This window comes from Photobacterium sp. GB-210, assembly GCF_003026075.1.
Lineage (GTDB): Bacteria > Pseudomonadota > Gammaproteobacteria > Enterobacterales > Vibrionaceae > Photobacterium.
On record NZ_PYNU01000002.1, the window covers coordinates 360,513 to 381,484 of the forward strand.

The 20,972-nt window shown below is 40.9% G+C and carries 14 protein-coding genes; 8 read left to right on the forward strand and 6 right to left on the reverse strand.

The window, feature by feature from the left end; translation table 11 throughout:
* Positions 1–121: 121 nt before the first annotated feature.
* From cydC to trxB, 3 genes are all read right to left on the reverse strand, one after another.
* A complete protein-coding gene (gene cydC / locus C9J38_RS05290) occupies positions 122–1,843 on the reverse strand; it encodes a cysteine/glutathione ABC transporter ATP-binding protein/permease CydC (RefSeq protein WP_107206172.1) in 1,722 nt (573 codons plus the stop codon).
* The gene (gene cydD, locus C9J38_RS05295) at positions 1,836–3,608 is read right to left on the reverse strand and encodes a cysteine/glutathione ABC transporter permease/ATP-binding protein CydD (RefSeq protein WP_107206173.1); all 1,773 of its coding nucleotides are present in this window, start codon (positions 3,606–3,608) and stop codon (positions 1,836–1,838) included. Before cydD ends, cydC begins: the two co-directional genes overlap by 8 nt.
* A 117-nt stretch (positions 3,609–3,725) precedes the next feature.
* Positions 3,726–4,676, reverse strand: a complete 951-nt coding sequence (gene trxB, locus C9J38_RS05300) for a thioredoxin-disulfide reductase (protein ID WP_107206174.1) — start codon at positions 4,674–4,676, stop codon at positions 3,726–3,728.
* A gap of 885 nt (positions 4,677–5,561) precedes the next feature.
* Between trxB and lrp the strand changes: the two genes are divergently transcribed.
* The 5 genes from lrp to serS all read left to right on the forward strand — a co-directional run bounded on the left by lrp (position 5,562) and on the right by serS (position 13,199).
* Entirely contained in the window at positions 5,562–6,056 is a 495-nt protein-coding gene (gene lrp, locus C9J38_RS05305) for a leucine-responsive transcriptional regulator Lrp (RefSeq protein WP_005368765.1), read from the forward strand.
* A 427-nt stretch (positions 6,057–6,483) separates the two neighbouring features.
* Entirely contained in the window at positions 6,484–9,603 is a 3,120-nt protein-coding gene (locus C9J38_RS05310; protein WP_107206175.1) for a DNA translocase FtsK 4TM domain-containing protein, read from the forward strand.
* Positions 9,604–9,701: 98 nt separating this feature from the next.
* Positions 9,702–10,319, forward strand: coding sequence for an outer membrane lipoprotein chaperone LolA (gene lolA, locus C9J38_RS05315; RefSeq protein WP_107206176.1), 618 nt, complete (start codon positions 9,702–9,704; stop codon positions 10,317–10,319).
* A gap of 88 nt (positions 10,320–10,407) precedes the next feature.
* Complete coding sequence (locus C9J38_RS05320; RefSeq protein WP_279615362.1) at positions 10,408–11,763, forward strand: replication-associated recombination protein A; 1,356 nt, start codon at positions 10,408–10,410, stop codon at positions 11,761–11,763.
* Positions 11,764–11,891: 128 nt separating this feature from the next.
* The gene (gene serS / locus C9J38_RS05325; RefSeq protein WP_107206177.1) at positions 11,892–13,199 is read left to right on the forward strand and encodes a serine--tRNA ligase; all 1,308 of its coding nucleotides are present in this window, start codon (positions 11,892–11,894) and stop codon (positions 13,197–13,199) included.
* 45 nt (positions 13,200–13,244) lie between these two features.
* Here the strand turns inward: serS and C9J38_RS05330 are convergent, their stop codons facing one another.
* The 3 genes from C9J38_RS05330 to metG form a co-directional block, all read right to left on the reverse strand.
* Positions 13,245–14,099 (reverse strand): hypothetical protein, encoded by an 855-nt coding sequence (locus tag C9J38_RS05330; protein ID WP_107206178.1) that lies wholly within the window; start codon positions 14,097–14,099, stop codon positions 13,245–13,247.
* Positions 14,100–14,288: 189 nt separating this feature from the next.
* On the reverse strand, positions 14,289–15,602 hold the full coding sequence (locus C9J38_RS05335) for a dicarboxylate/amino acid:cation symporter (protein WP_107206179.1): 1,314 nt from the start codon (positions 15,600–15,602) through the stop codon (positions 14,289–14,291).
* A gap of 448 nt (positions 15,603–16,050) precedes the next feature.
* Complete coding sequence (metG, locus tag C9J38_RS05340; protein ID WP_107206180.1) at positions 16,051–18,096, reverse strand: methionine--tRNA ligase; 2,046 nt, start codon at positions 18,094–18,096, stop codon at positions 16,051–16,053.
* A gap of 243 nt (positions 18,097–18,339) precedes the next feature.
* Between metG and apbC the strand changes: the two genes are divergently transcribed.
* The 3 genes from apbC to dcd all read left to right on the forward strand — a co-directional run bounded on the left by apbC (position 18,340) and on the right by dcd (position 20,937).
* Positions 18,340–19,431: an iron-sulfur cluster carrier protein ApbC gene (gene apbC / locus C9J38_RS05345; RefSeq protein WP_107206181.1), complete on the forward strand. Its 1,092-nt coding sequence runs from the start codon at positions 18,340–18,342 to the stop codon at positions 19,429–19,431.
* A gap of 143 nt (positions 19,432–19,574) precedes the next feature.
* Positions 19,575–20,219, forward strand: coding sequence for a uridine kinase (gene udk, locus C9J38_RS05350; RefSeq protein WP_107206182.1), 645 nt, complete (start codon positions 19,575–19,577; stop codon positions 20,217–20,219).
* A 124-nt stretch (positions 20,220–20,343) separates the two neighbouring features.
* Positions 20,344–20,937 (forward strand): dCTP deaminase, encoded by a 594-nt coding sequence (gene dcd, locus C9J38_RS05355; protein WP_107206183.1) that lies wholly within the window; start codon positions 20,344–20,346, stop codon positions 20,935–20,937.
* Positions 20,938–20,972: the final 35 nt, after the last annotated feature.

The following is a 20,972-nucleotide window of genomic DNA, read 5'->3' on the forward strand; positions in this document are numbered from 1 at the left end:
CTTTACTGATAGTAGTGGTAAATCTTAAATGATTATATCGCAGTTGATGGTGAGATGAGACAGATAATAAAAAGGCGATACAGTCAGATATCGCCTTTATTTATTTTAGCTATTACAGTACTTAGATACGATTACACAATTCTGCATAACGACCGTTTTGTGCCAGTAATGCTTGGTGTTTACCGCGTTCGATGATCTCACCTTCATCCATTAAACAGATTTGATCCATTTGATCGAGTCCCACTAATCGGTGGGTGATAAAGAGTACGGTTTTATCTTTTGCATGTTCGAGTAACAAGGCTAATATTTGCTGCTCAGTTCGGCGATCAAGACCTTCTGTTGGCTCATCCATTAGTAGGATAGGCGCATCATGAAGTAGTGCGCGAGCGATACCTAAGCGGCGTCTTTCACCACCAGAGATTTGACGTCCACCTTCACCTAACCAAGTATCTAATCCTTTCTCTTCAAGTAGGGTTGATAGGCCGACTTGAATTAATGCCTCGGTAAATTCAGCATCAGTGCCGTTGGGTTTTGCTAACACAAGGTTTTCACGCAATGAACCATTGAAGATATCAACACGTTGGCTAACCACGGTAATTGCTTTACGTAGAGCACTTTCACTCCATGTTGGAAGTGGTTTGCCATCAATGGATATTTGACCTTGTTGAGGATCCCAACTACGCGTGAGCAGTTGAAGTAAGGTTGATTTACCACAACCTGTTCGCCCTAGTAATGCCAGTTTTTCACCTTGTTTTAAGTCTATTGATACATTCTTCACAACAGTCTGAGTGCTACCGTAATAGGTGTAGCTGACATTTTCAATCTTTAGCTCACCTTGTGCATCACCGTGGTAACCGTTTGGATCAAAGATCGTATCAGGTGTCGCTTCAATGATTTCATTTAAGCGTTTTGCTGACGTTATAGTTTGCCCTAGGTATTGGAAAGCACCAGCAACTGGCATCATCATCTCAAAGCTTGCCATGGTTGCAAATGCGACCATAGCTACAAATGGATCGGGCGCATGGCCACCAATACCATCAGCAGCAATCCACAGAATGACCACTAAGGTCCAGCCTGTGGCTGCCATCAACATACCATTTGCTAAGCCTGTTAAACTCGCCATTTTGCGTTGAGCTGCAAGCAGTTGGTCTTGCTCTGCTTCTGCTTGTTGGCGGTAACGAGGTTCTGCATTAAACAGCAAGAGTTCTGCATGGCCTTGCAACCAATCTAGTAGTTTTACACGGTAGTTCGCTTTTGCAACTGTCAGTTGCTCACCGTTACGTTTACCTAAGTGGTAAAACAAAATAGGCAATATAAACATTAATGAGAGCAATATCCCACCAAGCGTTAAGCCAATCGTTGGATCAAACCATGATAAAAATGCGGTAATTGCAGCGATACCTAATACGCCAATCACTAAAGGACTAACCAATCTTAGATAGATGTGATCCATCGCATCAACATCAGCAACTAAACGGTTCAGCAAATCAGCATCACGTAGGTTCGCTTGACGGCCAGGGATCAGTGGTGTGAGTTTCCTAAAGAAAAATAAACGTAGATCAGCAAGGAGCTTAAACGTTGCATTGTGGCTAACAACGCGTTCCCCCCAGCGCCCTGCGGTACGAGCCATAGAGAAACCACGAACCCCAGCCCCTGGTAACATGTAGTTGAATGTTTCTCTCGCTATGGTTAAACCCGCAACAGCAGAAGCGGCAATAAACCAGCCGGATAGGGTTAATAGACTAATAGCGGCAAGAATTGTAGCTAAACCTAAGAGCATACCGAGTGTTAAGCCAAACCAGTGCTTACGGTAAAGTTTTAGGTAAGGGATTAAATCACGCATCGAGATCCCTCTTATCTGTATGGCTTAGCATATCTGCCAGTAAGCCATGTTGACTGATTTCTACGAACGAACCGTTTTGAACAAGTTGGCCATTCTCCATTACAAGAACACGATCCATAGCATGTAGTTGATCTAAACGGTGGCTAACCATCAATGTGGTGTGTTGCTCAACAGCACGACCTAAACTTTCAAGGACTAAGCGTTCACTGTTAGCATCAAGGCTGGCTGTGGGCTCATCTAAAATCCAAAACGCACCTTGTTGTAACATGGCGCGAGCAACAGCAATACGCTGCGCTTGACCTACAGATAAACCACCGGAACGATCACCGACATGATGTTGATAACCTTTTTCTAAGCGATTAATGAATTCGTCAGCGTAAGCTTCTTTTGCTACTTGAGTCACTTTGGCTTGTTCCGCGAATTGATCACCTAATGTGATGTTTTCATAAATCGTACCGTGAACAAGTAACGGGTTTTGACCAACCCAGCTAATCGCTTGACGCCATTCACTGTGGTTAAGCTCTTTCAATTCAATCCCATTAACTTTTATACTGCCGCGATAGGGTAGGAACCCCAATAAGGCGTTTAATAAACTGGTTTTACCTGCACCACTAGGGCCAACCAATGCCACATGCTCATTGGCATTAATATCAAATGTCAGTGGACCTGCAAGCTTTTGACCTTCAGGACTTAATACTTCTAATTCGGTCACTGATATTTGTATTTTCTCTGGCGTTGTTAATGTTTTAGTGCCATCCGTCATTTCGTCTGCTTCAATATTTAGAAACTCAACGATAGATTCTGCCGCACCAATAGCTTGTGCCTTGGCATGATAGAAAGTACCAAGATCACGTAGCGGTTGGTAAAACTCGGGCGCAAGAACCAGAATGAACAAACCAGTAAATAAAGTAATAGGGATACCGTAGTTACCGAAATTTAATTCACCGATAAAAGCAAAACCGAAGTAAACCGCAACAATAGCAACAGAAATAGCAGAGAAGAACTCTAATACTGCTGAAGATAAGAAAGCAAGACGAAGGACTTCCATTGTTCGTTTACGAAGTACGTGTGAAGCGGCATTCAGGTTCTCTGCTTCAGCCTCTGCACGATCAAATAAACGCAGGGTAGATAGCCCTTGAAGACGATCGTAAAAGTGCCCTGATAAACGCTGTAATGCCTTAAAATTTCGGCGGTTAGCATCTGCAGCACCTAAGCCAACCAGTGCCATAAATAAAGGAACAAGTGGTGCGGTGAGTAAGAATATTAACCCCGCTGCCCAGTTTAAGGGGAAAACGACAAATAAAATAACGACAGGAATAAGAACGGATAGTGACATCTGGGGTAGATAGCGAGCAAAGAAATCTTGCATTTCTTCTACTTGCTCAAGAACAAGACTTGCCCATGTGCCAGCAGGTTTCCCTTTAATATAAGCGGGGCCTAAGTTTTGTAAGCGGTTAAGAATTAATTGGCGTATATGTAACCGTATTTGTTCGCCGCAACGGTAACCAAAAATTTCTCTTCCCCAACTACATAGGGAACGCAAACCGATAATAACAAATAAACCAATAAATTGATTAATAAGAGAGTATTTATCAGTATGTTCAATAATCAGTTGATGCAGAATACTTGCAAGTAATGCTGCTTGTCCAACAAGCAGTAAACCAGACAAAAAGCCTAATCCAATACTTAGCATAAGCCAGCGTTTTGCTAACTTGCTTTGGGATTTAAGCCATTTGGTTAAATCGCGATGTAATTGTTTATCCATATAAGGGTTTCATTACGGTATTAACGGTGGGTAGCTCATAGTTAAATGGTGAGCATACATTTAACTATGAGATAAACAAACCGCGACTTCATGAGTGGCGGTTTGGACGTTTACTGATTATTGGGCGTCAAGGTAACGTTCTGCATCAAGCGCAGCCATACAACCAGTTCCTGCAGAGGTAATTGCTTGGCGGTAGTTATGATCCATAACGTCACCAGCTGCAAAAATGCCTTCAATGCTTGTCTGTGTTGCATTACCATTTAAGCCTGACTGCACTTTAATATAGCCATTTTCCATGTCTAATTGACCTTCAAAAATAGCGGTATTTGGCTGGTGGCCAATTGCAATGAACACACCCATAACCTCTAACTCTTCAGTGGCGTTAGAATGAGTATCTTTAAGACGAAGACCAGTAACCCCCATATCATCACCAAGTACTTCGTCTAAAGTACGATCTGTATGCAGTATGATATTGCCATTAGCGACTTTATCCATGAGACGATCAATCAGAATTTTTTCTGAGCGGAAAGAATCACGACGGTGGATAAGGTGAACTTCAGAGGCGATATTTGATAGATAAAGCGCCTCTTCAACAGCTGTATTACCGCCACCGACAACTGCTACTTTTTGACTGCGATAAAAGAAACCGTCACAAGTCGCACATGCAGAAACGCCACGGCCTTTAAATGCTTCCTCTGATTCTAAGCCAATGTATTTTGCTGAAGCGCCTGTTGAGATAATTAGCGCATTACACGTGTAAGTATTGCTTTCACCTTTTAATAAAAAAGGACGTTGGCTGAAATCCGTTTCAACAATGTAGTCGGTAATAATTTCCGTATTGAATTTTTCTGCGTGTGCTTTCATGCGATCCATTAGCGCAGGACCGGTGAGATCATCAGCATCTCCAGGCCAGTTTTCTACTTCTGTCGTCGTAGTTAATTGACCGCCTTGCTGCATACCAGTGATCATCACAGGGTTTAAATTTGCACGTGCTGCATATACTGCAGCGGTGTAGCCCGCAGGACCAGAACCAAGGATGAGCAGTTCACAATGTTTTACGTTACTCATTTCTTCTCCAGGCTGAATGAGATTATTGTTATTGAGAATTGATTGTAGGTAAATTGCAGACGTAAAGGAAGAGTCGAATTAAGAATAGGTTATTGCTAATTTGTCGTTATATATGAAAAAAAAACGTTAAGTAAAGACAAAGAGGTTAATAAATAAAACGTTACATAGGTCACAAAAAAATACGAAAGAAAATGAATAAGTAAAAAACATAAAATTGAAAAATCAGATTATATTTTTATCGCGTCATTTTTTTATTATCAATTGTTTTATATTTAACCGCGTTAGCTATGTCGAATGTACAGGTTGATGCATAATTTGTTTTTAATCATTTGATTTTTAATGATAATTTTATTGTTTTTTATTGAGAATAAAAGAAAGAACGTTAGCAAAGAAACCTTGATTAAAAAATGGTCGACTAGATATTAGGTGTTTTTATATGGTTAATTATTCATATGATAATGCTCTTTGTCGCAAATAGAATGGAGTCAAAGATACATGTTTTAGGTGTTTTTTATGCGTTTTCGTAGTGATTAATACGAATTTTACTGCTGTTTTACTTTGACAATCATTTCTTATCTGGTAAAAATTTCTATAACTACATAATGATGCGCACCTGAAATTATAGGATAGGCGGGTGATAAATATTCAATTTTTAGCATGCGGCAAGACTGTAGCTGGCAATATTGTGCAAGGAACATGAGCGGGTAGTGAATTATAAAGATCAAACTGCCATGAAAATAATGTTAAGCAGTCAATTTGTCTAGGTTACATGTCAATTTATAGGTGATTATTGATCATTAATTTTGACTTTTGGCTTATTTGATTCTAAAAATAGATAAAATGTAGTATATTTTTTTGCAAGGAAGTAAGAAGGTGGAATAAAAAATGGTAGATACCAAAAAGAAACCATCCAAGGAATTGGATCGCATTGACCGTAATATTTTGAATGAACTTCAAAAAGACGGCAGAATTTCAAATGTTGAGCTATCAAAGCGTGTTGGTTTATCCCCAACACCTTGTCTTGAGCGTGTACGTCGTTTAGAGCGTCAAGGTTATATCAGTGGTTATACTGCATTGCTTAACCCACAGTTTCTTGATGCTTCATTATTAGTGTTTGTAGAAATCACACTAAATCGCGGTGCACCAGATGTATTTGAACAGTTCAATAAATCAGTTCAAGAGCTTGAAGATATTCAAGAATGTCATCTTGTTTCTGGTGATTTTGACTACTTATTAAAAACACGTGTATCTGATATGTCAGCATACCGTAAGCTTCTTGGTGAAACCTTGTTGCGTCTACCGGGTGTAAATGACACGCGTACGTACGTTGTAATGGAAGAAGTTAAACAGTCAAATAATCTAGTGATTAAAACACGATAAGTGTATTTCTGAGTATAAGCAGAATAAATAAACGAGCGGCTATTTAGCCGCTCGTTTTGTTTGTACGATATGTTAATTTATTCATAGTGGTGGTTAATTGGACAAAAAGTGAATCAAATTGACATAGTGATGAATTTTTTTATCTATTGGGCGTCTAAAATAGCTATCTGTACCTTATTATCTGGGGCGAGAGAAAATTTTTCACTAAAAGCTTTTTCGGTACACAGACAATGCACGCATTTAGTATAGAATAGTGGCATTGAGACAATGACATTGTATTTCTTATATTTAGCTAAACTTTATAGCGCATTTGGCTATAGATATTAGTATTATTCGATGAATGTCTTAGATTTCTGGCAAAATTTTGAGTTTTATAGAGACATCGGAGTTATCCTTGAGGAAAATTAAAGGTAAAAAACTGTCCCAGATGCGTTTGTCAGGTACACAACGCATTGTTGAAGGTTTTTTAATCATCAGTATTTTAGCTGCTATTTATATTATGGTGGCATTGGTAACATTTAACCCTGCAGATCCATCATGGTCACAAACTGCTTGGGAAGGGGTTGTTCAGAATAAAGCTGGCGCGTTTGGCGCTTTAGTGGCTGATACATTCTTCTTCAGTTTTGGTTCATTAGCCTATGTTTTTCCTGCCTTAATAGTCTTACTTGGCTATTATTTATTTCGTCGCCGTTCAAAAAGTTTATCTCACGATTATATGGTTTACGGCACTCGTCTTTTAGGTCTAATTTTATTGCTATTAACTAGCTGTGGTCTTGCTGATTTAAACTTTGACGATATTTGGTACTTTTCATCGGGTGGAGTCGTGGGAGATGTTGTTTCAAACATCTCTATGCCATTGCTTAATGTGCTTGGTACAACATTAGTATTAATGTTTATTTGGGCTATTGGCTTTACATTGTTCTCGGGTATTTCATGGATATCAATTGTTGATACATTAGGTGAGAAGACGCTTGCTTCGTTAACATGGTTTTTAAATAAATTCCGCTCAGATAAACATGAGGTTATGCGACCTTTTGCAACCGAAATCCCTGATGAATCAGAAATGCCTTACATGGCACACATAAGTGACGTTGATGATGAAGATGACCCGTTATTATCATCTTATGTTAATAACGAACCATTAGATAATAATGCAAAAGAAGTCGAATCTTCACCTTATAAGATTGTTCGACCGAATTCTGATGTGACACGTGACCCGTTGTTAGAAACGAGTGAACCTGTTGTCAGCCCGCCCGCGGCACAACCGCAAACTGCTGTTCAACAACCTGTTGTAAGTCAGCCCGCGGCACAACCGCAACCAGCTGTTCAACAATCTGTGATAAGTCAGCCCGCGGTACAACCGCAACCAGCTGTTCAACAACCTGTGGTAAGTCAGCCAGTGGCACAACCGCAAACTGCTGTTCAACAACCTGTTGTAAGTCAGCCAGTGGTACAACCACAAGCAGCTGTTCAACAACCTGTTGTAAGTCAGCCAGTGGTACAACCGCAAGCTGCTGTTCAACAACCTGTGGTAAGTCAGCCTGTTCAACAGCAACAAGAGACAGTTCAGCAGCCAGCTACTCAGCCTCGCGGTCTTTCGATTGAGGATTTAGAACGTGAACTGGATAAAAATGAAGATTTTACTGTTCCAGTGGATGAGTATACGCAAAGTGCAATTGAAGCGGCTGAATCAGCAGTAACTGCTGCTCCTGCTTATCATTCTTCACAGCAGAATGTTGCTGAACTAAGTCAAGCTGAAGAATCTATGGCTGTTCAACAGACAACACCAGTAGCGTCGCAAGTTGTCGCTCCACAACCAACAACATCACAGCCAGTTCCTGGAAGTGATATTGAAATTGGTGTGCAAGATGGTATGTCTGAACTAGAGCGTGGTGAAGCGGTTGCGTTAACACCAGAACAAAAAGAAAAAGCCGATCAGGAAGCGTTTTTACAAAATATTCGTGATTTACAAAAAGAACAAGCGCATTTGGCTGGATTAGATAATCCGTTTTTAATGCAAACAGAAGTTGATCTTCCGGCGCCAACGTCACCAATGCCGACATTAGATTTATTGCAACCAGCGCGTCGCACTGTGGAGCCTGCTTCTGAAGAAGAGCTGCAAGCGACAGCTGCGTTAATTGAATCTAAGTTAGTTGATTATAAAATTAAAGCGCAGGTGAAAGGGATTTATCCGGGGCCAGTTATTACCCGCTTTGAATTAGATTTAGCGCCAGGTGTGAAAGTCAGTCGCATCTCTGGTTTAGCAAAAGACTTAGCGCGTGCGTTGTCTGTGATGGCTGTACGTGTCGTTGAGGCTATTCCGGGTAAACCATATATTGGTTTAGAGCTGCCGAACAAAGGTCGAGAAACGGTATACATGTCTGAAGTGGTCGCCAGTGAGCGTTTTCAGAATATGGATGGTCCATTACCGATTGTTTTAGGTAGCGATATCGCTGGTGAAGCTGTTGTGGCTGATCTAAGTAAAATGCCTCACTTACTGGTTGCGGGTACGACGGGATCGGGTAAATCAGTTGGTGTAAACGTAATGATCTTGAGCTTACTATACAAGTGTAAGCCTGAAGATTGTCGCTTTATTATGATCGATCCAAAGATGTTGGAATTATCTATTTATGAAGGTATACCGCATCTATTAACGGAAGTCGTAACTGACATGAAAGATGCCGGCAATGCCTTGCGTTGGTGTGTTGGTGAAATGGAACGTCGTTATAAGCTCATGGCGAAATGTGGAGTACGTAACCTAGCGGGCTTCAACGATAAGTTAGAGGAAGCGGCAGCGGCGGGTTTCCCTATTCATGATCCATTATGGCAGCCAGGCGATACCATGGATGAATATCCACCATTACTTGAAAAAATGCCGAGTATTGTGGTTATCATCGATGAATTTGCTGACTTGATGATGGTTGTTGGTAAGAAAGTTGAAGAGCTTATCGCGCGTCTCGCTCAAAAAGCACGTGCGGCAGGTATCCACTTAGTACTTGCTACTCAGCGCCCATCTGTAGATGTTATTACCGGCTTAATTAAAGCAAATATTCCTACGCGTATGGCATTTACGGTATCGACCAAAACAGATTCACGTACCATTCTTGATCAAGGTGGTGCAGAATCCTTGCTTGGTATGGGTGATATGCTGTACTTACCACCAGGTCAAAGCCATACAACACGTGTTCACGGTGCATTTGCATCGGATGATGATGTACATAACGTGGTGAATGATTGGAAAGCGCGTGGTAAACCACAATATATAGATAGTATTCTAAGCTCAGACCAAGGTTCAGAAAGTCTATTGCCGGGTGAAACATCCACTGGTGGTGATGATGATATCGATCAACTGTTTGATGAAGTAGCTGCATTTGTCACTGAAACGCGTCGCGCATCAGTATCGGGTGTTCAGCGCCGCTTTAAAATTGGTTATAACCGCGCAGCGCGAATTGTTGAGCAATTAGAAGCGCATGGCATTGTTAGTCCGCCGGGGCACAATTCAAACCGAGAAGTACTAGCACCTGCGCCAGTACAGATCCACGATTAATGAATAAACCGACACCTTGCTGTCAGTAAATTTATAGCGTAATTTAAACCGCTGCGCATAGTATGTTCGGCGGTTTACTTTAATAGAGGTAAGCGAATATGATGAAAAAGTTATGGCTAAGTATATTAGTTGCCGTTCCAATGCTTGCAACAACAAGTGCTTGGGCTACGCCACAACAAGCATTAAGTAGCCGACTTGATAAAGTTAATGCCTTTAGTGCTAACTTTACTCAGAAAGTGATAAGTCCTGACGGTGAAATATTGGTTGATGGGACTGGCGATTTATCCATTAAGCGCCCTAATTTATTCCGTTGGGATACTAAAACACCGGATGCAAGCTTGTTAGTCTCCGATGGTAAAACAGTATGGTATTACAGCCCATTCGTTGAACAGGTCACGGCAATGTGGCTAAAAGATGCAACAGAACAAACACCGTTTGTTTTGTTAACACGTAATAATGAAAAAGACTGGTCGCGTTATAATGTGAAGCAATTAGTAGATACTTTTACCTTAACGCCGAAAGATAAAACCTCTTCGATGAAAGAGTTTATCGTGACAGTATCTAAAGATGGTCAAGTGCGTAATTTCTCTGTAGTTGAGAGTGACGGGCAACGCAGTAACTACACATTATCTAAATTTACACGTACTACACCAGCGGCAGACTTATTTAAGTTTACGCCACCGAAAGGGGTAGAACTGGATGACCAACGTCAATGAAAAAACAATCGATATGATGCTATGAGTTAGCGTGTATGTATTGTTTATCTAAATTGTATAGGTGGCTGTTAGCCACCTTTTTCTGTTTATGGGAGTGGTTATTTTGAATAACTTCAGCCTTGATTTTTCTTCTGATTTCAGGCCGCTAGCCGCAAGAATGCGACCTCGAACAGTCGAAGAATATATCGGTCAGCAACATATTTTGGGACAAGGAAAACCCTTACGTCGAGCCTTAGAAGGCGGGCAACTACATTCAATGATTTTGTGGGGGCCACCGGGTACAGGAAAAACGACATTAGCAGAAGTCGCTGCACATTATGCCAACGCTGAAGTAGAGCGTGTGTCTGCTGTAACATCCGGTATTAAAGATATTCGAGCTGCAATTGATAAGGCTCGTGACAATAAAATGGCGGGACGTCGCACTATTTTATTTGTTGATGAGGTGCATCGTTTTAATAAAAGTCAGCAAGATGCGTTTTTACCGCATATTGAAGATGGTACTGTAACATTTATTGGTGCAACGACGGAAAACCCATCGTTTGAGCTTAATAATGCATTACTCTCTCGCGCTCGAGTTTATAAGTTAAAGTCACTTGAGGATGATGAGATCTTGCAAGTGATTGAACAAGCATTAACGGATAAAGAGCGAGGGGTAACTGAAACGAATTTACACTTTGCGGATGATATTAAAGAAAAATTAGCTGAGTTTGTTCGTGGTGACGCGCGTATGTCTTTAAATTATCTTGAGCAGCTTATTGATATGGCTGAAGAAGATGATGAAGGCATTAAGCAAATAACGGTCGAATTATTGGCGGAAGTCACAGGCGAAAAGGTTGCGCGCTTTGATAACAAAGGTGATCTTTGGTACGACATGATCTCAGCGGTGCATAAATCAATTCGAGGTTCTAATCCTGATGGTGCTTTGTATTGGTTTGCACGTATGCTCCAAGCAGGCTGTGATCCGCTATATGTGGCTCGTCGCCTATTAGCTATTGCTTCAGAAGATATTGGTAATGCTGATCCTCGTGCGATGCAAGTCGCGGTTTCTGCGTGGGACTGTTACACCCGTGTTGGCGCTTATGAAGGTGAGCGAGCCATAGCACAAGCGATTGTGTACTTAGCATGTGCGGCGAAAAGTAATGCGGTTTATGTGGCGTTTAATCTTGCCAAAGCTGATGCGCGCGAATTTCCCGATTTTGAAGTCCCTCATCATTTACGTAATGCGCCGACCAAGTTAATGAAAGAATTAGGTTATGGTGAAGGATATCGTTATGCCCATGATGAAGCAGGGGCTTATGCGGCAGGTGAAGTGTATCTACCGCGTGAAATCCGTGATCGGGTTTATTACCAACCATCAAACCGTGGTTTAGAAATGAAAATATCCGAAAAGTTGGATTATCTTGCTTCATTAGATGCAAAAAGCCCGTTAAAGCGCTACCAATAATAAGGCTTTTTGGGTATCGTTAAACGACTGGCAGTTCCATGTGAGAACTGCCTTCCTAATTACAGACTATTTTGATAAAAATCGTCTAAATAACGTGCATTTCAGAATATTAAGAGCACAGGATTAGCATGCTAGATTCTAAATTACTTCGAACAGAGCTGGATGAAACAGCTGAAAAACTCGCGCGTCGTGGTTTTAACCTTGATGTAGAAACTTTACGTAACCTTGAAGAGAAGCGTAAATCCCTTCAAGTGAAGACAGAAGAGCTTCAAGCTCAACGTAACTCGCGATCGAAGTCGATTGGTCAGGCAAAAGCGAAAGGTGATCACGAAGAAGCCGAGCGTATTATGGCTGAAGTGGGTAACCTAGGTTCTGAGCTTGATGACGCGAAAAAAGCGTTAGCTGAGTTACAAGCGGAGCTTGATGTTATTACACAATCTGTACCAAACATCCCAGATGATTCTGTACCTGTTGGTAAAGACGAGTCTGAAAACGTAGAAATTTCTCGTTGGGGTGAACCAAAAGCTTATGACTTCGATGTGAAAGATCACGTAGATCTGGGTGAAATGGCGGGTGGTCTTGATTTTGCGAGTGCTGTAAAAATTACCGGCGCACGCTTTATCGTTATGAAAGGTCAATTTGCGCGCTTACACCGTGCAATTGCACAGTTTATGCTTGATCTTCATACCGAAGAGCACGGCTACACAGAAATGTATGTACCGTACCTAGTAAATGCAGATAGCTTATTTGGCACAGGTCAGCTTCCGAAGTTCGGTGAAGACTTGTTCCATACACAGCCTTTAACTGAAAAAGTAAATGATGAAGAACCTCGCGTTCTATCATTGATCCCAACAGCTGAAGTACCTGTAACAAACATGATGCGTGATACCATCACTGATGAAGCGGATCTTCCTGTTAAGATGACGGCACATACACCATGCTTCCGTTCTGAAGCAGGTTCTTACGGTCGTGATACTCGTGGCCTTATTCGTATGCACCAGTTCGATAAAGTTGAGCTTGTACAAATTACGAAACCTGAAGATTCAATGGCTGCACTAGAAGAGTTAACAGGTCACGCTGAGAAAGTACTACAGCTTCTAGAGCTTCCATACCGTAAAGTGGTTCTTTGTACTGGCGATATGGGCTTTGGCTCATGTAAAACCTATGATCTTGAAGTATGGGTTCCTGCTCAAGAAACGTACCGTGAAATTTCTTCTTGTTCTAACATGTGGGATTTCCAAGCTCGTCGTATGCAAGCACGTTTCCGTCGTAAAGGTGAGAAGAAGCCTGAGCTTCTACACACATTAAACGGTTCTGGTCTTGCTGTTGGTCGTACAATGGTTGCTATTTTAGAAAATAATCAGCAGGCTGACGGTCGTATCGAGATCCCTGAAGTACTTCGTAAGTACATGAACGGTATGACTCACATCGGTTAATCACTGATTTGTCGTTTGAAAACCCAGCCATCGTGCTGGGTTTTTTTATGTCTGCTTGTTGTGATCAAAATTAATGGCACATGTCGTTATGTTTGGAACTGTTATAGCAAGATCATCAGCAATATCATTGATAATAAGATCGAAGAACTGGAAAATAGTGTCTGAGATCTGAATTGAATAAAGATAAAGCTCTTCTTTAAGTTTATTTTTATCTTGGTTATGAAATTGTATTTCATGAAATTTTTGTAGGAGCTTTTCAATAGGCCAAACAGGTGGCGTCTGTTGGCTTATCATCGATATCTGCCCAAGCCTTCGTTGGATCATTTTTACATGCATTTCTAACTCGCGCGCATAGCTTTTGCTTTCTAAAGGACAGTGTTCAATCGTCCAGCGGAATCTATTTAAACTATCCAGTGAATTTAATGTAATAGGCCAAGCGGTTTGATAATGTTCGAAAGTGGTGTCTTTTTCGGCTGTAAGCAAGCTAGAACTAATAACATCATCAATCAGATACATAATGTGTCGAATAATTCTGCCATGTACGGCTTGGCTGCGCTGTAAAGAGTAGTGAGGACAATCTGTAAATAAACGCTGTATTTCTTGTCTCAATATCCGAAACATCGGTTTGTGATTGGTGTCAGCTTGATAAATTAATATTGAGAGTGTTTGCTTTAAAGCATGCCTTTTACGCTTAACAGATTCATGGATCTTATTATCCATATTGTTACTTATAATTTTTTGATGGCAATAGCGGCGGTGATAACGAATGAATTGTATCAGTTCTCTGAGCTGCATTATTTGATCAAATTGTAGTTGTAATTGGGTGTTATTTTTATTTGTTTTCCAAGTGATATATCCAATCGTTAATAGTGAAATAATGGCAGCTATGATCAACCACATAAATAGCCCTTTAATTACTCTTATTCTTTTAGTAAGTAAGCAATCGTCATGCCGTTAATATATTTTAATTAAAACAACAAGTTAAATATGGTGTAACGGTGTCTTGTGAGCTAACTTGGTTCAAGTGCACCAAAATAGTGAAATAAAAAAGGCGCCATAAAGGCGCCTTATACAATGAGAATTACCGAATTATGAGCTTTGCTTTAGAGGATGAAATTTAACTTCTTCATCTTTAACTGCAGCAGCAGGATCATTGAAGCGTTCAATATCAATCTCGTTTTCACTCTTAGCAACAATACATGTTACTACAGAGTCACCAGTAATATTGACAGCGGTACGGATCATATCAAGTAGGCGGTCAACACCCATGATGATTGCAATACCTTCAACCGGAAGACCGACTTGGTTTAGTACCATGGCCAGCATGATCAAGCCGACACCAGGAACACCCGCAGTACCAATAGAGGCTAGTGTTGCAGTTACAATAACGGCAATGTAGTCACCCATGCTTAGGTCAATGTTGAACGCTTGAGCAATAAATACTGTCGCGACACCTTGCATGATAGCCGTGCCATCCATATTAATGGTTGCACCTAGCGGTACTGTAAATGAAGCAATCTTATTATTTACGCCAAGACGTTTGGTTGCTGTTTCCATGGTAACTGGAATCGTTGCATTTGATGATGCCGTTGAGAAAGCAAACATCACCGCATCTTCCATTTTCTTTAGGAAAGTAATAGGGCTTAGACCGGTAAAGATCTTTAGCATCGCACTGTATGTTACTAAACCGTGGATAAGTAGCGCTGCAACAAGGACTAAGAAGTAGTTAATTAGGTTAAAGATTGCATCTAGACCTAATCCTGTAAATAGCTTAGCCATTAGGAAGAACACACCGAATGGTGCAATGTTCATTAGCAACGCTACAAGCTTCATGATCACTTCATTAAGATCTTTGAAAACTTCAGCAATACGTTCACCTGGTTTACCCGCAGCGCTAATTGCGATACCGAATAATACGGCAAAGACAATAATTTGCAGAGTATTACCATTTGCCATAGAGCTTATTGGGTTAGTTGGGAACATACCGACAATAACGCTACCTAGCGTTGGTGCTTCTTTTGCGGCAAATGTTGTTGCTGCGCTTAAATCTGCACCAGCGCCTGGTTGGAAAACATTAGCAAGGAAAAGCGCTAGGGTAATAGCAATGGCAGTTGTTGCAAGATAGAACAAGACTGTTTTACCACCAAGGCGGCCTAATGTTGCAATATCTTTTAATGAGCTAGTACCACAAACCAGTGATACAAAGACAAGAGGTACTACAAGCATCTTTAAGCTGGCAATGAAAATTTTGCCACCTACATCAAACAAACCGTTAACGATGTATTCGTGGATAAAAGAGATATCAGCTAAAAAGGTGCGAATTAAAAATCCTGTTAGAATACCCAGTACCATACCGAGGATCACTCGGGAGGTGAGGGACATTTTTTTCTTTGTCGTTGACATTGAATTTTCCTTATAATTATTCACTCTGTCCATCTATATATCAGAGCCACAAAGAGACTATCAGCACTTCAATGTTTCAACCAAAGCAAAAATACGATCAAATATTAACTATATGGCTTGAGTCACGTTTTTTATATTTATTTAAAGTTAAATAAGGGTAATATTAACTATATTTTAACATTTGAGTGGTTTTTATATCGGGTTGGTCACGCTTTTATCTTATATATAACGCTAGCTAATAGGCGTTGTTAACTCTCATTCTGTAAGAAAATAGTACTATTTCAGAGCATTAAGCTATTTCACTAATGTTTATTTTATAAAATTAAAATGTTTTATTAGTTATCGATTGAATTTTTATTCTAAAGATGTGAATTTACATCCATTTTTGATGGGTGGTGACAATAAAAAAGGGCACAGACAGTGCCCTTTTATAGAGGAGAGGTGTAAATTACATTACACGCATACCTGGCTGTGCGCCTTCGTGTGGTTCAAGGATCCAAAGATCTTTACCACCAGGGCCTGCTGCTAGGATCATGCCTTCAGACATGCCAAACTTCATCTTACGAGGCTTCAGGTTAGCAACAACAACTGTTAGCTTACCTACAAGCTCTTCTGGCTCATAAGCTGCTTTAATACCAGAGAATACTTGGCGCATTTCACCGCCAATATCTAATTGGAATTTAAGCAGTTTGTTTGCCTTTGGTACTTCTTCACAAGATACAATCTTAGCGATACGCATATCAACTTTAGCAAAATCGTCAAATTCGATTTCAGCTTCAATTGGTTCATCAGCTAAAGGGCTTGCTGGCTTTGCAGCGGCTTCAGCAGCGGCTTTATCTGCTGCAGCTTCTTCTTTCGATGATTCAACCATTGCTGCAACGTGTGCAGGATCGATACGATTAAATAGAGCTTTAAACTTCGTTACTTCGTGAGCTGTTAGCGGCTTGGCAATTGTTTCCCAAGTTAGTGTTTCGTTTAGGAATGCTTCACTACGCTCAGTCAGTTTTGGCATGACGGGCTTCAGATAAGCCATTAGCACGCGGAATAGGTTGATACCCACAGTACAAATTTCTTGTAACTCTTGGTCTTTACCTTCTTGTTTCGCAACAACCCAAGGTGCTTTTTCATCAACATATTGGTTTGCTTTATCAGCAAGTGCTGTGATTTCACGAATTGCACGACCGTATTCACGGCTTTCGTATAACTCACCGATACGATCAGCGGCTTCAACGAATTCTGCATATAGCTCAGGTTCAACGAAATTATCAGATAACTTGCCATCGAAACGTTTAGCGATGAAGCCTGCATTACGAGATGCAAGGTTAACAATCTTGTTTACTACATCACTGTTAACACGCTGTGTGAAGTCTTCTAGATTTAAATCCAGATCATCAATACGGCTGTTTAGTTTGGCAGCGTAATAGTAGCGTAGACATTCTGGATCTAGGTGTTTTAGATAAGTGCCGGCTTTGATGAACGTGCCTTTAGACTTAGACATTTTCGCACCGTTTACTGTTACGTAGCCGTGTACGAATACATTGTTTGGTTTACGGAACCCTGCACCATCTAGCATCGCAGGCCAGAATAGGCTGTGGAAGTAAACAATGTCTTTACCGATGAAGTGGTATAGCTCTGTTGAGCTATCTTTATTCCAGAACTCATCGAAGTTTAGATCGTCGCGCTTGTCACATAGGTTTTTAAATGAACCCATATAGCCAATTGGTGCGTCCAGCCATACATAGAAGTATTTGCCGGTCTCACCTGGAATTTCAAAGCCGAAGTAAGGAGCGTCACGAGAAATATCCCACTGTTGCAGTCCTGACTCGAACCACTCTTGCATCTTGTTCGATGTTTCTTCTTGAAGAGCACCAGATTTAGTCCATTCTTTTAACATGCTTTCAAATTGAGGCAGGTCGAAGAAGAAGTGCTCAGAATCTTTCATGACTGGTGTAGCACCAGAAACGGCTGACTTTGGATTGATTAAATCTGTTGGGCTGTATGTTTCACCACAGTTATCGCAGTTGTCACCGTATTGGTCTTCGGCTTTACACTTAGGGCATGTACCTTTTACGAAACGATCCGGGAGGAACATTTCTTTCTCAGGATCAAAAAGCTGAGAAATAGTACGGCTAGTAATAAAGCCATTGTCTTTTAGCTGGGTATATACAAAAGATGCTAACTCACGGTTTTCTGGTGAGTGTGTGCTGTGGTAGTTGCTAAAATCAATATCAAAGCCAGCAAAATCAGCTTGGTGCTCTTTGCTCACTTCGGCAATCATTTGCTCAGGTTCCATACCCATCTGCTGGGCCTTAAGCATGATTGGAGTTCCGTGTGCATCGTCGGCACAAATGAAATGAACTTCGTTGCCGCGTAGGCGCTGATAGCGAACCCAAATATCCGCTTGTACATGCTCAAGCATGTGACCTAAGTGGATAGAACCGTTAGCATACGGTAGGGCACAGGTAACCAGAATTTTTCTTGGATTGGCAGCCATAATTACTTATTTCGCTCATGATGGGTAAAAAACGTAGCTGTAAATACTACCTGATGGTTGTCGTTATTCCTAGCATCAGATACGGTTTTATCTGCTTAAAAGCTTGTGAAATCGGGCAGTTTTTATGCTTTGGTGGTAGCATTAAGTAAAACAAGTAAAATTAGCGCAGCAACAAGCTCTTAAATGACTAACTAAAGGTTAAATTGTTGCTCGTTTGATAATAATTATGTGGAGCGTTAACTTATGACTAACGATGTAACTCATCGTTTTCAGAATGTTGCTGATATATGCCAATGGCTAAATCATTTTGAGCATTCTCTTTTGAATTCAGAGTGGGCGGATATGCCCAATGTTGTCTCTATCTCTGCAGATGGTTTAATTACCATCACGATTCCTTTTGCTGCGGCTGCATTGGTTAATGAGCTCGAACAGTGGATTTCCAGCGAGCAACATACTGGTGTTATTCCTTCAAATGCGACGTTTAATGTACGCGCAAAAGTGGCTACCTTGGCTGTTGAAAATAAACAACCATTACGTGGTGTGAAAAATATTATCGTAGTAAGTTCGGCGAAAGGTGGTGTGGGTAAATCAACAACGTCAGTTAATTTAGCTTTAGGTCTTCAGCAACAAGGAGCTAAAGTTGGATTACTTGATGCAGATATCTATGGCCCATCTGTTCCTATGATGTTAGGCACCATGGATCAAAAGCCACAATCGCCAGATGGCAAAATGATGCTGCCAATTGAATCATGCGGGTTATATACCAATTCAGTGGGTTACCTTGTACCTGCGGAAAGTGCAACTATTTGGCGTGGTCCTATGGCCTCAAAAGCGTTAGCACAAATTATTAATGAGACATGGTGGCCTGATCTTGATTATCTTGTGATTGATATGCCACCGGGTACCGGTGATATTCAACTGACGTTATCTCAGCAAATTCCTGTTACAGGGGCGTTAGTGGTTACTACACCACAAGATTTAGCCCTAGCTGATGCCATTAAAGGTATTAGTATGTTCAATAAAGTGGATGTGCCAGTACTGGGTATTGTTGAGAATATGAGTTACCACGTTTGTAGTAACTGTGGTCATCAAGAGCATATTTTCGGTACTGGTGGTGCAGCAAAAATGGCACAAGAATATTCAGTGCCATTATTAGCGCAGCTACCACTTGATATTAAGGTACGTCAAGATATTGATAACGGTAAACCAACTGTGGCAGTATCTCCTAACTCTGAGCAAGCGATGGCTTATATTGAATTAGCCGCGACTGTTGCGAGTCGTTTGTACTGGCAAGGTGAAACGGCGGTAGAGCAGATTACAATTCGTACTATGTAACAAAAATATGAGACGGTCTTTGTCCGTTCTCTGTTCAAACGTGCTAGATGTCTCATTTTTGTTGGCATCTGGCATAACAACGGCTTATAATCAGGCGGTTTAATTATTTATCTCGCCACGTGGTCTAACAGGTGCCTTCTGATATGTCTGAAAATTCACACCAATGCGTTATTATTGGTATTGCAGGTGCTTCTGCATCCGGTAAAAGTCTGATTGCCAGTACTGTATACAAAGAGCTAAAAGAAAAAGTAGGCGATCATCAGATCGGTGTTATTACGGAAGATTGTTATTATAACGATCAAAGCCACCTGACCATGGATGAGCGGGTCAAAACTAACTATGATCATCCGAATGCGCTTGATCATGATTTACTTTGTGATCACCTAGAGCAATTAATAAAGGGTGAAGCAGTAGAAGTACCTCAGTATAGCTATAGCGAACATACTCGCCTGAAAGAAACCACGCAAATGACACCAAAGAAGGTGATCATTTTAGAAGGTATCTTACTGCTTACAGATCCACGCCTTCGTGAGATCATGCACGCTAGCGTATTTATGGATACACCACTTGATATCTGTCTACTTCGTCGTCTACAGCGTGATGTTGCAGAGCGTGGTCGTACTATGGAATCAGTACTCGTTCAGTATCAAAAGACGGTACGCCCTATGTTCATGCAATTTATTGAACCGTCAAAACAATATGCTGATATCATCGTTCCTCGCGGTGGTAAAAACCGAATTGCTATCGACGTACTTAAAGCGCATATAGCGAAGTTGTTACGTTCTTAATTTTTTATAAGGCTGGCCTTTGCCAGCCTTATTTTTATCTTTCGGGAAACCCTGTTAAGATTTGCCTACACAGGTATTATTTTATTGATAATACGTGTGTTTTGTTATTCAGGAGAAAGCTCAAATGAGACTTTGTGACAAGGATATCAAGGCGTACCTTGATGAAGGAAAAATCAATATCGAGCCACGTCCAGCAGATGACTGTATTAGTGGTTTAACGGTTGATGTGACCCTTGGTAATAACTTCCGTATTTTTAATGATCATGGTGCACCCTTTATCGACCTTTCTGGAAAGAAAGAAGATGTAGCAACGCAACTTGATAAAGTTATGAGTGATGAAATTGTTGTTGAGGAAGGAGAAGCCTTTTTCCTTCATCCAGGACAACTCGCTTTAGCTGTAACGCATGAATCAGTGACATTACCTGCCAATATCGTAGGTTGGTTGGATGGACGATCATCATTAGCACGTTTAGGTCTAATGGTACACGTTACTGCACACCGTATCGATCCAGGTTGGTCTGGTCGTATCGTACTTGAATTTTATAATTCAGGACGCTTACCACTGGCATTGCGTCCACATATGCCAATTGGTGCGTTAAGTTTTGAAACCTTATCTGGTGAAGCTGAAAAACCGTATAATAAACGTGTTGACGCTAAATATAAATATCAGCAAGGTGCAGTAGCTAGTCGTATTAATGAAGATGATAAAGAGAGTTAATTTCAATCATCAATAATCTATATTTTAAGAGGCAA

Excerpts from the sequence above, each read along its gene's own strand:
- cydC (WP_107206172.1), bottom strand. The coding sequence starts at position 1,843 with ATGCGTGATTTAATCCCTTACCTAAAACTTTACCGTAAGCACTGGTTT.
- cydD (WP_107206173.1), bottom strand. The coding sequence starts at position 3,608 with ATGGATAAACAATTACATCGCGATTTAACCAAATGGCTTAAATCCCAA.
- trxB (WP_107206174.1), bottom strand. The coding sequence starts at position 4,676 with ATGAGTAACGTAAAACATTGTGAACTGCTCATCCTTGGTTCTGGTCCT.
- lrp (WP_005368765.1), top strand. The coding sequence starts at position 5,562 with ATGGTAGATACCAAAAAGAAACCATCCAAGGAATTGGATCGCATTGAC.
- C9J38_RS05310 (WP_107206175.1), top strand. The coding sequence starts at position 6,484 with ATGCGTTTGTCAGGTACACAACGCATTGTTGAAGGTTTTTTAATCATC.
- lolA (WP_107206176.1), top strand. The coding sequence starts at position 9,702 with ATGATGAAAAAGTTATGGCTAAGTATATTAGTTGCCGTTCCAATGCTT.
- C9J38_RS05320 (WP_279615362.1), top strand. The coding sequence starts at position 10,408 with ATGGGAGTGGTTATTTTGAATAACTTCAGCCTTGATTTTTCTTCTGAT.
- serS (WP_107206177.1), top strand. The coding sequence starts at position 11,892 with ATGCTAGATTCTAAATTACTTCGAACAGAGCTGGATGAAACAGCTGAA.
- C9J38_RS05330 (WP_107206178.1), bottom strand. The coding sequence starts at position 14,099 with ATGTGGTTGATCATAGCTGCCATTATTTCACTATTAACGATTGGATAT.
- C9J38_RS05335 (WP_107206179.1), bottom strand. The coding sequence starts at position 15,602 with ATGTCAACGACAAAGAAAAAAATGTCCCTCACCTCCCGAGTGATCCTC.
- metG (WP_107206180.1), bottom strand. The coding sequence starts at position 18,096 with ATGGCTGCCAATCCAAGAAAAATTCTGGTTACCTGTGCCCTACCGTAT.
- apbC (WP_107206181.1), top strand. The coding sequence starts at position 18,340 with ATGACTAACGATGTAACTCATCGTTTTCAGAATGTTGCTGATATATGC.
- udk (WP_107206182.1), top strand. The coding sequence starts at position 19,575 with ATGTCTGAAAATTCACACCAATGCGTTATTATTGGTATTGCAGGTGCT.
- dcd (WP_107206183.1), top strand. The coding sequence starts at position 20,344 with ATGAGACTTTGTGACAAGGATATCAAGGCGTACCTTGATGAAGGAAAA.